We start from the raw sequence: 12,235 nt of genomic DNA on the forward strand, positions 1-12,235 counted from the left end.
CGTAAGCCGCAAGGCATCGGCACATGCGCAACAAGGCATCGCGACGATGCCGCCTCAGTCGACCAACTTGGGCAAATGCGCGGCCAGTGGATCACTGTCCGCAAGCAACTCGAAGGTTTCCCACAGGAACCCGGGCGCCACCACGCAACCCAACAGACAATATCGGCCAAGCGGGCGCGCGGCCTGCCAAGTCCCCGCCGGGATCACGACCGAGGGCATGCCGCCGCGCACGCTGGCGTCCAACTGGTAGCGCTGCAAACCGTAGTGTGGGTCGAAGCTGAGCAATTCCAGCGTACTCCCCTCTTCCCAATGCCAGGTCACATCCGCATCGATCCGGTGCCAATGACTGATCTCGCCGCGCTCCAGCAGCAGCCGGATCGCGGTACAGGCCGGTCGCTCGCGCTCCCCATGCCGTACCAGCAGCGCAGAAGTATGCACGCGCGCATAGCGTCCACCTTCCGGATGCGGCAGCAGCGACAACTCGCGCAGCAAGGTGGCGATACGGGCGGCGACACTGGGCATGCGCACAGTCTAATCGTGTTGCGACTACATTCGATGTCAAACACTGCGATACTTGGTCACTCGTCGCGGGAATCGAATCGGCGCATTGGAGATTGCCGGCGAGGCGATCATGCGCCAGTCGCACACCCAGATCGATGCAACCCGGCAATTTGCTCGGACATCTTGTTGGTATCGGCTTGGCGGCATGGCCGCGTAAGAGTCCGCTGGATACCACCAACCGGGCCGCCAAATCTACTCGGTATCCCGTGGTAACAGGCAAGATTGCAAAGCATCAGACAAAGAAAAACCCCGGATTTCTCAGGGGTTTCCGTGATAGCCGGTGACATGCCGGTATATGTAATTGGTCGGGGTAGCCGGATTTGAACCGACGACCACTAGTCCCCCAGACTAGTGCGCTACCAGGCTGCGCTATACCCCGGTGTGTGCATCCACCATGGTGGCGGATCCGCCTAACGGCGCGCCGACGAGTATAGCGGGTTTGGCCCGACTAACGCTATCGACGCAGCAGTTGCAGCACTTCTTCCAACTCTTGCCGCACCTGTTTGATGATCTGATTACTCAACGCCGACTCTTGTCGTGCGCCCTCGCCCTCCAGACGTAGCCTAGCGCCGCCGATCGTGTATCCCTGTTCGTACAGCAGACTCCGAATCTGTCGCACCATCAGCACATCGTGGCGCTGGTAATAGCGGCGATTGCCGCGCCGTTTGACCGGTTCCAGGCTGGGAAATTCGGTCTCCCAATAGCGCAGCACGTGCGGCTTGACGTCGCACAACTCGCTCACCTCACCGATGGTGAAGTAACGTTTGGCCGGAATCGGCGGAAGTTCGCGGTTACTGCCCGGATCCAGCATATGCCTCCACACGCTCTTTGAGCTTTTGTCCCGGGCGGAAGGTCACCACCGTCCGTGCCGAAATCGGGATTTCCTCGCCAGTCTTGGGATTGCGACCAGGCCGTTGGTTCTTGCGACGCAGATCGAAGTTGCCAAAACCGGACAGTTTCACCTGCCGCCCCTGCTCCAACGCGTCGCGCAGCACGTCGAAGAAAGCATCGACGAACTCCTTGGCCTCGCGCTTGTTCAGCCCGACTTCGTCGAACAACCGTTCGGCCATTTCCGCTTTGGTCAACGCCATTGCCCTGCTATCCCCTGTCCGTCTCAGCCACGCAGCCGCGCATCGTGTTCGCGGGCCAGCGCCGCGACCGCATCGGCGACCACCGATTCCACATCGCGATCTGTCAGAGTGCGCGAGTTGTCCTGCAAAATCAAGCCCATAGCAAGACTCTTGCAACCCGCCTCGACCCCTGGACCGACATAGCGGTCGAATAGCACCACCTCCCGCAGCAATGGACCGACCGCAGTACGCACGCTCTGTGCCACCTGCATCCAGTGCACCGCCTCCGGCACCACGACGGCCAGATCGCGACGCACCGAGGGGAACCGCGACAATTCGGCAGCGCGCGGCAAGGCGCGCGCCACCAGCGGCGCCAGATCCAGTTCGAAGCCGATCACCTCCACATCGAGCTGCATCGCCTGCAGCAAGCGCGGATGCAACTGACCGATCCAACCGATCCGCCCCCCGTCCCGGTACACATCGGCAGAACGCGTGGGATGCGCAAACGGCAATGCCGACGCGCGGTACTCCAGTAGTGCGCCGGACGCGGCGGCCAAGGCCTCCAGATCGCCCTTGAGGTCGTGAAAATCGACCTTGCGCGCCGGCAAGCCCCATTGCAGCGCATCGGCATCGCCGCACACCACCGCGGCCACGCGCTGCGTTTCGCTCGGCGCCGCATCGACACTGGTCGCGGCGGCGAAGACCTTACCGATCTCGAACAGACGCACCCGCCCGGCCTGACGCGCCACATTCCGGCCCAGCGCGGCGACCACCCCCGGCAACAGCGACGGGCGCATGACTGCCAACTCGGCGCTGAGCGGATTGGCCAGCGGCACACGCCCGTCGCGCAGGCCCCATTGGTCCAGCAGAGTCGCGTCGACAAAGGCGTAGTTGATGGTTTCCAGCAAATCGCGGGCGACCAACTGTGCGCGCACGCTGCGCTCGTCCAGGCACGTCTCGCTGCCCATGGCGATGCGCGCCGCGCCGCTGGGCAAGGTGGTCGGCAGGCGATCGTAGCCGTGGATGCGGGCCAATTCCTCGATCAGATCCTCTTCCAGCGCGATGTCGAAGCGGCGGCTCGGCGCAGTGACCTGCCAGCCATGGGCCGAGGCCATCACCTCCATGCCTAGCGCTTGCAGAATGCGCTGCACTTCGGCATCGGCGATCTCGATGCCTAGCACGCGGGTAATACGCGCACGGCGCAGCGTGATCGGTGCCGGTGTCGACAGAAATTCGTTGCGCTCGACCTCCACCACTGGACCTGCGCGTCCGCCCGCCAGTTCCAGCACCAGCCGCGTCGCCATCTCCAACGCCTGCTTCGGCAATGCTGGATCCACGCCGCGTTCGAAGCGATGGCCGGCATCGGTATGCAAGCCCAGCTTGCGGCCACGGCCCATGATCGCCGCTGGGGCGAAATGCGCCGCTTCCAGGAAGACATGACGGGTGGCCTCGGTGACGCGGGTGGCGTGGCCGCCCATCAATCCCGCCAGCGCGACCACGCAATCGGCGTCGGTCACGACCAGGAAGCCGGGGTCGAGCACGGCCTCGCGACCGTCGAGCAGGGTCAGCGTCTCGCCAGCACGCGCGTGGCGCACGCCGATCGGGCCATGCAAGGTCTCCAGATCGAAGGCATGCATCGGCTGACCCAGCTCCAGCATCACGTACTGGGTGATATCCACGAGCAACGCAACCGGGCGCACACCACTGCGACGCAGACGCTCGGCCATCCACAGCGGCGTCTTCGCGCTCGGATCGAGATCCTCGACCACGCGTCCGCAATAGCGCGGTGCGGCGGCACCCGCATCCAGACGCACCTGCAGTGTGCGTGCACTGGCTTGCGCCACCGGTGCGAGCGCAAGCGGCAACACCTCGCTGCCGCAAGCCGCAGCCACGTCGTAGGCGATGCCGCGCACGCCGAAACAGTCCGCGCGATTGGGAGTGAGCTTGATCTCGATACTGGCGTCGGGCAAGCCTAGGTAATCGGCCAGCAACTGCCCGACCGGAGCATCGTCGGGCAGTTCGAACAAACCGGACGCATCATTGTCCAGCCCCAGTTCTTTGGCCGAGCACAACATGCCGTTGGAGGCGATGCCGCGCAGTGTGGCCGGCTTGATCGCGATGCCGCCAACCTGGGCACCGACCAGCGCCAGCGGCGCGACCAGCCCAGGGCGAGCGTTGGGCGCACCACAGACGATCTGCAGCGCATCGCCCTGCCCGGCGTCGACCCGACACACCTGCAGCCGGTCCGCCTCAGGATGCGGCGAGGCCTCAAGGATCCGCGCGACCACCACCTGCTGCAACGACTCGCCGAGCGGCACGACCTCCTCGACTTCCAGGCCGATGGCGGTCAGGGTGGCCGCAAGCTGCTCGCGCGTGGCCTGGGTGGGAACGTGGCTGCGCAGCCAGTTTTCAGAGAATTTCATGCTGTTTCCGGGACTCGGGATTCTGGACTCAGGACTCGGATGGCGCCTCGCGCGAACCACCGGAGCCGATGCTCCGGCGTATCCAGCGCCCCGAGTCCGGGCGGAAATTCAGGCGAACTGGCGTAAGAAGCGCACATCGTTCTCGAAGAACGCGCGCAGGTCGTTGACGCCGTAACGCAGCATCGCAAACCGCTCCACGCCCATGCCGAAGGCGAAGCCGGTGTAACGCTCCGGATCGATGCCGACACTGCGCAACACGTTCGGATGCACCATGCCGCAGCCCAGCACCTCCAGCCAGCGGGTACTGCCGTCGGGCTGTTGCCAGGCGATATCGACCTCGGCGCCGGGTTCGACGAACGGGAAATAGCTGGGACGCAAGCGCATCTGGAAATCGCGCTCGAAGAACGCGCGCACGAACTCGGACAAGGTGCCCTTGAGATCGGCGAAAGTTGAATGCTCGTCCACCAGCAAGCCCTCGACCTGGTGGAACATCGGCGAGTGGGTCTGATCGCTGTCGCTGCGATAGACCTTTCCGGCTGCGATCATGCGCAACGGCGGCGCATGCTTGCCCATGTAGCGTACCTGCACACCGGAAGTGTGAGTCCGCAACAGGCGACCATCGCCAAAGTAGAACGTATCGTGCATCGCCCGCGCCGGATGGTGCGGCGGGAAATTCAACGCTTCGAAGTTATGCCAGTCGTCCTCGATCTCCGGACCATCGGCCAGTTCGTAGCCCAACCGCGCGAAGATCTCGGTGATGCGCTCCAACGTGCGCGTGACCGGATGCAGCCCGCCGCGTTCGCCGCGCCGCCCCGGCAAGGTCACATCGATGCGTTCGACCGCCAGGCGTGCGTCCAGTGCGGCGGTGTCCAGTAGCGCACGACGCTCGGCCAGCGCCACAGACACGGTATCGCGCACGCGGTTGATCGCCTCGCCGGCCTGCTTGCGCTGCTCCGGCGCCAAGCCACCGAGCTGCTTGAGTTGAGCGGTGATGCTGCCGCTCTTGCCCAACAGCGCGACCCGCAACTGCTCCAGCGCTTCCGGACTTTGCGCTGCGGCGATGTCCGCCAGCGCCTGTCCGCACAGGGAATCGATTTCACTCATTGCACTCGCGCCTCACCTGCTCCGATCGAACCCGTTGCCCCTGTTGCCGCCAACGCGGGACCATCCCGCACCCTGGCAGACGCCCCACCTGCGGGACACCCAAAACGCAAAAGGGGAAGGACTCGCGCCCTTCCCCCGCATGCTTGCGATTGCACCCCGTCAACACCCGCACGCACGATGCGGGTTCTACGAGGGGACTCGCATTTATGCCGCCAGCGCGCCCTTCGCCTTCTCCGCCAGGGCGGCAAAGCCCTGTGCGTCGTGCACGGCGATATCCGCCAGCACCTTGCGGTCGAGGGTGATGCCAGCCTTGAGCAGGCCGTTCATGAAACGGCTGTAGCTCATGCCGTTGATGCGAGCCGCCGCATTGATGCGGGTGATCCACAACGAACGGAAATTGCGCTTCTTCTGCTTACGGCCGATGTAGGCGTACTGCTGCGCCTTGATCACCGCCTGCTTGGCAACGCGGAAGACCTTGCGACGGGCGTTGTAGTAGCCCTTGGCGAGGTTCAGAACTTTCTTGTGACGACGACGCGCCTGGACGCCACGCTTAACTCGAGCCATGGTTCAGTCCTCAGAGGTAGGGAAGCATACGGTCAAGACGGCCTGCGTCCTCGGCACGAACGTGGTTCGTCTGCCGCAGGTTGCGCTTGCGCTTGGTCGCTTTCTTGGTGAGGATGTGGCTACGGTTGGCGTGGCCAGCCTTGTACTTGCCGGAGGCAGTCTTGCGGAAACGCTTGGCCGCCGCCCGGTTGGTCTTGATCTTGGGCATTGCAATGTCCTTGAGGATGTTTTGTCACTGGTCAGGGCGGTGGCGGCGCCACGCTTTCCATCCTTGCCCTTACCGGCTTGTAAGCCCTTGATCCGCAAGGGATCAGAGCAGGTCCTGATTACCGCGCGAACGGCAAACCCAGCGAACTGGGCCGCCTATTATGCCAGGGCTTGGAATACCTTGCAAATCATGTAGTTCGTTGCAGTGCGGGAAGACAGCAGACTCATACGCAGCCGGCATGCCGTCGACGCGTCTGCCACCGAACGATGTGCGGCATCCCCAAAGCGGCCTCGCCGCAGAATGGCGACGCGACCGCAAGCGCCTGGGATCAGCGCTTCTTCGGCGCGATCATCATCACCATCTGCCGTCCTTCCAGACGCGGACGCGATTCGATGACGATGTCTTCGCCCAGGTCGGCCTCGATCCGGGCCGCCATCTCGCGACCGAGCTCCTGGTGGCTCATTTCACGACCACGGAAGCGGATATTGACCTTGACCTTGTCGCCCTCTTCGAGGAAGCGGCGCATGTTGCGCAGCTTGATCTGGTAATCGCCCTCGTCGGTGACCGGACGGAACTTGATTTCCTTGATCTCGACCTGCTTGGTCTTTTTCTTGGCCTCGTTGGCCTTTTTCTGCTGTTCGAACTTGAACTTGCCGAAGTCCATGATCTTGCACACTGGCGGATCGGCCTGCGGCTGGATCTCGACCAGGTCCAGGCCGTCTTCTTCGGCCATCGCCAGCGCTTCGTCGCGGCTCAACACGCCCACCATCTCGCCATCGGCACCGATCACGCGGACACGGGGAACGCGGATCTCTTGGTTCTTGCGGTTCTGTTTGTTGTCAGGGGTACTGATGTTGCAATCTCCCAGGGGAATCGGAATGCCGCGAGCGGAAATTTCGCCCGCGGCAGGATGATCTTACGCCGACTGCTCGGCACGCAGGCGTTCGGCGAAAGCGGCAACCGACATGGTCCCCAAGTCTTCCCCCGAGCGCGTGCGTACTGCAATGGCGCCGTTTTCCTTTTCGCGGTCGCCCACGACAAGCAGATACGGCACCCGCTGCAGCGTATGTTCGCGAATCTTATAGCCGATTTTTTCGTTCCGCAAATCGGCCTCGATGCGGAAGCCTTGATTTGCAAGGACTTTCCGCACGTTGTCTACATAGTCAGCCTGCGCATCGGTGATATTCATGACCATCGCCTGCACCGGCGCCAGCCAGGCCGGGAAGACGCCGGCGTGGTGCTCGATCAGGATGCCGATGAAGCGCTCCATCGAGCCGACGATGGCCCGATGCAGCATCACCGGATGCCGCTTCTGGCTGTGTTCGTCCACGTACTCGGCACCGAGGCGGCCAGGCATCATGAAATCGACCTGCATGGTGCCGAGCTGCCAGGTGCGACCAATCGCATCCTTCAGGTGATACTCGATCTTCGGGCCGTAGAACGCGCCCTCGCCAGGTAGTTCCTGCCATTCCACCCCACAGGCACCAAGCGCGGCGCGCAACGCGGCTTCGGCCTTGTCCCAGGTCGCATCCTCACCCAGGCGCTTGTCCGGGCGCAGGGCGATCTTGATCTGGATGTCGTCGAAACCGAAATCCGTGTACACCTTCAGCGCCTGGCGATGAAAGGCGGTGACCTCGGCCTCGATCTGCTGCTCGGTACAGAAGATATGACCATCGTCCTGGGTGAACCCGCGCACGCGCAAGATGCCGTGCAACGCACCGGACGGCTCGTTGCGGTGGCAGGCACCGAACTCACCGTAGCGAATCGGCAAATCGCGATAGCTGTGCAGGCCCTGATTGAACACCTGCACATGGCCAGGGCAGTTCATCGGCTTGACCGCGTAAGTGCGCTTCTCCGACTCGGTGAAGAACATGTTGTCCTGGTAGTTGTCCCAGTGACCGGATTGCTGCCACAGCGACACGTCCAGAATCTGCGGACAACGCACCTCGCCGTAGCCGTTGTCGCGGTAAACCTTGCGCATGTACTGCTCGACCACCTGCCAGATCGACCACCCCTTGGGATGCCAGAACACCAGACCGGGCCCTTCTTCCTGCAAATGGAATAGATCCAGCGCCTTGGCGATCTTGCGATGGTCGCGCTTGTCCGCCTCTTCCATCCGCAGGATGTAGGCATCGAGTTGCTTCTTGTCGGCCCAGGCGGTGCCGTAAATCCGCTGCAACTGCTCGTTCTTGGCATCGCCACGCCAGTAGGCGCCGGAGATGCGGGTCAACTTGAACGCCTTGAGGAAACGCGTATTGGGCACGTGCGGGCCACGGCACATGTCCACGTATTCCTGGTGGTAGTACAGGCCCATGGCGGTGATGTCCTCGGGCATGTCCGCGATCAAGCGCAGTTTGTAGTCCTCGCCGCGCTGCTGGAACACCTCGATCACCTCCGCGCGCGGGGTGACCTTCTTGATCACGTCGTAGTCTTGCGCAATCAGTTCCTGCATGCGCCGCTCGATCGCCGCCATGTCCTCGGGGGTGAACGGACGCACGCTGTAGATATCGTAGTAGAAGCCCTCGGCGATGACCGGGCCGATCACCATCTTGGCCTCCGGGTACAACTGCTTGACCGCGTGGCCGACCAGATGCGCGCAGGAGTGGCGAATGATCTCCACGCCCTCCTCGTCCTTGGCGGTGATGAGGCGTAGATTGGCATCGTGATCGATGAGGTCGCAGGCATCGACCAGGCGGCCATCGACCTGACCAGCGATGGTCGCCTTGGCCAGGCCAGGACCAATGGACTGAGCCACGTCCATGGGGCTGACAGGATGTTCGAAGTCACGGCGGCTGCCGTCGGGAAGCGTGATCGTAATCATGTGCGTCGGCAATCAAAGAAAATGGGAACGGGCGAGCGGCTTGCACGTCGGCTTGGCTGTCCGCCATGGCAGGACGTGGGACATAAAAGAAGGCGCCACAAGGGCGCCTGCTCGGATAGCCTTGTGCGGAAATTCAAACGGGAGCGGTGGTAGTGCTCATGTCGCACGCTCGGCCGGCGTTGCCGCGGGCCACCCATGTCTGGCTCTGATGATGAGGAAAATGGTAAACCAGTTGCGAGCAAATTGGTAATCCAGCCGCAGCTGATCTCGGCCCCGTCTGCGCGGCGATGGCGATGGCGATGGCGATGGCGATGGCGATGGCGATGGCGATGGCGATGGCGTGATCATCGGCTCATGGCTTGATTTGCTTGCTGCCGCCAGCGTCACTGTGAGCCGACATGGGTTGTAGATACAACAGCAGCCACATGCACTCACCCGGCTCGGCATGTTCCAGCAGTGCGTATTCGTCCATGCGGTGCCGCCTGGATGAATTTTGGCTACCCCCTACAGCTTCATCGCCGAACCTTGCTCGTGCTCGCGTCGCCGCCCATCCATGGACTCTCGGTGAACTGGCCGTGTTGGTTGCACGAAATAGTGTTAATCCTCGCGCGCCACCTGCGCTTGCTGTTCCTGCTGCAATTGCACGATCCGTGCCTGCTCGTGCTCCTGCCATTCGGCCGTCTTTGGCTTATCGAACAATTCCACGTCTGCGTGTATCGCGTGCGGTGGCGCTCATGCCATCGGTCTGGCTATCGGCCATACGAATGCTCGTATTTTGGCTGCTGCCGCATGGCCGTCAACTCTTCTGCTTCCTGTACCTGCTGCTGGTTCTGCACCTGCTGCAGCGTGGACTGCACCGATGGGGCTGGCTCGCGCAGGTCCAGCGTGAAGTGCTTATAGCAGACATCGATATCGCAGCCCTCGAAAATATCGCCCTTGACCACGAAATCGTTTTTCCCTGCTGGTGTCATATCGTAGATCGCCATCTTGCCGACGACCTGATGCAGGCGTTCCTCGGACATCGGAATGCCCTTTTCCTCCAGGGTGGCCTTGGTCTGTGCGTAGAGCGCGTGCAGCGGGGCGGGAATTGGGGCTGCTGTAGGGTTCCAGCGCTTTGGGTGCTGCCTGCTGCTGCGCAGTGGCGAGGTCGGGGCGAGGCGGGTTCGGGCGCTCGAATTGGGGCTGCTGTAGGGTTCCAGCGCTTTGGGTGCTGCCTGCTGCTGCGCAGTGGCGAGGTCGGGGCGAGGNTGTCTTCTGCCGCGCGGCGAACTGGGCATGCGTTTGCAGTGCTTCGAGCGTGCCTGGGTCGGCGATGCCGGTTGGCTCGCGGCCAGCCCAACGCTGGAAGTTCTCCACCGCCTGTTGGGTGCGGGGGCCGTAGTGCTTGTCGTCCTGGATGGCCTTGCCATCGTGGTCGGTGGCGCCGATGGCCTGCAAGTGTTGTTGCAAGGACTGCACGGCGACGCTGCGGTCGCCAGGCTCCAGGGGATGTGCCGTCATCAGCGGGAGCTGTGGCTTGGTCTGCCAAATGGCGGTCGGTGGCAAGGTCCTGTGTCTTCTGCCGCGCGGCGAACTGGGCATGCGTTTGCAGTGCTTCGAGCGTGCCTGGGTCGGCGATGCCGGTTGGCTCGCGGCCAGCCCAACGCTGGAAGTTCTCCACCGCCTGTTGGGTGCGGGGGCCGTAGTGCTTGTCGTCCTGGATGGCCTTGCCATCGTGGTCGGTGGCGCCGATGGCCTGCAAGTGTTGTTGCAAGGACTGCACGGCGACGCTGCGGTCGCCAGGCTCCAGGGGATGTGCCGTCATCAGCGGGAGCTGTGGTGCGCGTGCGCGCCACTGGCGGGGTGTGCAACATCGGCTCGCTCGGCGGCTTGGCGCTGTTCGTGTTGATGCGAACGGGTGTCTTGGCTGTGGCGCTGGTCGTGTTCGTGTTGCTCCGCATCCATGGCTTGGCGGTGCAACTGCGCGTGTTGCTGCGCGAGGCGATGTTGCTGCTCGCGCGCTGCCTGCGCTTGCTGTTCCTGCTGCTGCAGTTGCGCAATGCGCGCCTGTTCCTGCATGTCCACGCTGGCTGATTTGTTCGTGTTGATGCGAACGGGTGTCTTGGCTGTGGCGCTGGTCGTGTTCGTGTTGCTCCGCATCCATGGCTTGGCGGTGCAACTGCGCGTGTTGCTGCGCGAGGCGATGTTGCTGCTCGCGCGCTGCCTGCGCTTGCTGTTCCTGCTGCTGCAGTTGCGCAATGCGCGCCTGTTCCTGCATGTCCACGCTGGCTGATTTTTCCGGGGCAGCAGTGCTGTGCTGTGGAGGTGGTGCATGTACATGCGTGGGGGGCTGCACCAAATGCGGCGCTTGGTGTTGCTGCGCCTGTTGCCTGTCCACGGCAGGATGTGGCGTGGATGCGGCTGGCGCGCTCTGACCGAACCACTGCCCTGGATGGGTGACGGTCTCCCGGGGCAGCAGTGCTGTGCTGTGGAGGTGGTGCATGTACATGCGTGGGGGGCTGCACCAAATGCGGCGCTTGGTGTTGCTGCGCCTGTTGCCTGTCCACGGCAGGATGTGGCGTGGATGCGGCTGGCGCGCTCTGACCGAACCACTGCCCTGGATGGGTGACGGTCTCATAAGCTTGGCCGGCAGCATATGTTCGGCCGCATTGATGACGCGTTCGACAGTCGGACCACTGGCCGCGTAGGCATGTTCGGCACGCCGCTGCAGCGCCAGTGCTTCCGCCTTCGCCGCCATGGCGGCAGTCGCGCCAGGATTCAGGGCCATGTTCAGTAGCTCACGGTTCTGATGTATGTCCTGGCGAACATGGTCAAAGGCGGCCTTGTTGTGTGCGTAGTTGGCTTGGAGCTGCGCCAGCCTCTCCGGGGACAGCACGCTCTGCGGGCCAGTGAAGTGTGTACCGCTGTGATCGCCCATGCGCATTCGGCCGCATTGATGACGCGTTCGACAGTCGGACCACTGGCCGCGTAGGCATGTTCGGCACGCCGCTGCAGCGCCAGTGCTTCCGCCTTCGCCGCCATGGCGGCAGTCGCGCCAGGATTCAGGGCCATGTTCAGTAGCTCACGGTTCTGATGTATGTCCTGGCGAACATGGTCAAAGGCGGCCTTGTTGTGTGCGTAGTTGGCTTGGAGCTGCGCCAGCCTCTCCGGGGACAGCACGCTCTGCGGGCCAGTGAAGTGTGTACCGCTGTGATCGCCCATGCGCATCGCCCGCAGCGGATTGGGTGACGATGCGCCGTGGCTGACGTCGAGGTAGTGCGCGTCTTTGAGCGCTTGCACATTCTCTGGAGTCGCCAAAATCACCACCGTGCCGTAATGCCGACTGGCCGCACTCACCGGATCACCTGCCAGGACGTAATTGGTCACCGCCGTGCCACCTTCCGGCACGTGGCCACCGTGCCGTAATGCCGACTGGCCGCACTCACCGGATCACCTGCCAGGACGTAATTGGTCACCGCCGTGCCACCTTCCGGCACGTGGTGAC

General features: G+C 63.2%; 12 protein-coding genes and 1 tRNA gene. 2 read left to right on the top strand and 11 right to left on the bottom strand.

What is annotated here, in order from left to right; translation table 11 throughout:
- Window positions 1-54 precede the first annotated feature (54 nt).
- The 10 genes from XANALMUS060_RS09545 to thrS form a co-directional block, all read right to left on the bottom strand.
- Window positions 55-522: a cupin domain-containing protein gene (locus XANALMUS060_RS09545; RefSeq protein WP_045727229.1), complete on the bottom strand. Its 468-nt coding sequence runs from the start codon at window positions 520-522 to the stop codon at window positions 55-57.
- 341 nt (window positions 523-863) lie between these two features.
- Window positions 864-940, bottom strand: a tRNA-Pro gene (locus XANALMUS060_RS09550).
- A gap of 75 nt (window positions 941-1,015) precedes the next feature.
- A complete protein-coding gene (locus XANALMUS060_RS09555) occupies window positions 1,016-1,372 on the bottom strand; it encodes a MerR family transcriptional regulator (protein ID WP_009597860.1) in 357 nt (118 codons plus the stop codon).
- On the bottom strand, window positions 1,353-1,652 hold the full coding sequence (locus XANALMUS060_RS09560; protein WP_002811076.1) for an integration host factor subunit alpha: 300 nt from the start codon (window positions 1,650-1,652) through the stop codon (window positions 1,353-1,355). Before XANALMUS060_RS09560 ends, XANALMUS060_RS09555 begins: the two co-directional genes overlap by 20 nt.
- Window positions 1,653-1,675: 23 nt before the next feature.
- Complete coding sequence (gene pheT, locus XANALMUS060_RS09565) at window positions 1,676-4,054, bottom strand: phenylalanine--tRNA ligase subunit beta (protein WP_045738194.1); 2,379 nt, start codon at window positions 4,052-4,054, stop codon at window positions 1,676-1,678.
- A gap of 108 nt (window positions 4,055-4,162) precedes the next feature.
- On the bottom strand, window positions 4,163-5,158 hold the full coding sequence (gene pheS, locus XANALMUS060_RS09570) for a phenylalanine--tRNA ligase subunit alpha (protein ID WP_045738195.1): 996 nt from the start codon (window positions 5,156-5,158) through the stop codon (window positions 4,163-4,165).
- A gap of 204 nt (window positions 5,159-5,362) precedes the next feature.
- Window positions 5,363-5,722, bottom strand: a complete 360-nt coding sequence (rplT, locus tag XANALMUS060_RS09575; RefSeq protein ID WP_010342859.1) for a 50S ribosomal protein L20 — start codon at window positions 5,720-5,722, stop codon at window positions 5,363-5,365.
- A 10-nt stretch (window positions 5,723-5,732) separates the two neighbouring features.
- Window positions 5,733-5,930 carry a 50S ribosomal protein L35 gene (gene rpmI / locus XANALMUS060_RS09580; RefSeq protein ID WP_010342861.1) on the bottom strand — a complete coding sequence of 66 codons (198 nt, stop codon included), beginning with the start codon at window positions 5,928-5,930 and terminating at the stop codon, window positions 5,733-5,735.
- Window positions 5,931-6,258: 328 nt separating this feature from the next.
- Window positions 6,259-6,783 carry a translation initiation factor IF-3 gene (infC, locus tag XANALMUS060_RS09585; RefSeq protein ID WP_230596011.1) on the bottom strand — a complete coding sequence of 175 codons (525 nt, stop codon included), beginning with the start codon at window positions 6,781-6,783 and terminating at the stop codon, window positions 6,259-6,261.
- 63 nt (window positions 6,784-6,846) lie between these two features.
- Window positions 6,847-8,751 carry a threonine--tRNA ligase gene (thrS, locus tag XANALMUS060_RS09590; RefSeq protein ID WP_045738196.1) on the bottom strand — a complete coding sequence of 635 codons (1,905 nt, stop codon included), beginning with the start codon at window positions 8,749-8,751 and terminating at the stop codon, window positions 6,847-6,849.
- 1,818 nt (window positions 8,752-10,569) lie between these two features.
- On the opposite strand from thrS, the gene XANALMUS060_RS21960 reads away from it, so the two are divergent.
- Together XANALMUS060_RS21960 and XANALMUS060_RS21965 are read left to right on the top strand one after the other, a co-directional pair.
- Window positions 10,570-10,824, top strand: a complete 255-nt coding sequence (locus XANALMUS060_RS21960; RefSeq protein ID WP_235430437.1) for a hypothetical protein — start codon at window positions 10,570-10,572, stop codon at window positions 10,822-10,824.
- Window positions 10,808-11,023 carry a hypothetical protein gene (locus tag XANALMUS060_RS21965; protein WP_045738199.1) on the top strand — a complete coding sequence of 72 codons (216 nt, stop codon included), beginning with the start codon at window positions 10,808-10,810 and terminating at the stop codon, window positions 11,021-11,023. Before XANALMUS060_RS21960 ends, XANALMUS060_RS21965 begins: the two co-directional genes overlap by 17 nt.
- Before the next feature lie 497 nt (window positions 11,024-11,520).
- On the opposite strand, the gene XANALMUS060_RS19785 is transcribed toward XANALMUS060_RS21965, so the two are convergent.
- A complete protein-coding gene (locus XANALMUS060_RS19785) occupies window positions 11,521-12,117 on the bottom strand; it encodes a hypothetical protein (protein ID WP_152640456.1) in 597 nt (198 codons plus the stop codon).
- Window positions 12,118-12,235: the final 118 nt, after the last annotated feature.

The organism is Xanthomonas sp. MUS 060 (genome assembly GCF_000963215.1).
Taxonomy (GTDB): domain Bacteria; phylum Pseudomonadota; class Gammaproteobacteria; order Xanthomonadales; family Xanthomonadaceae; genus Xanthomonas_A.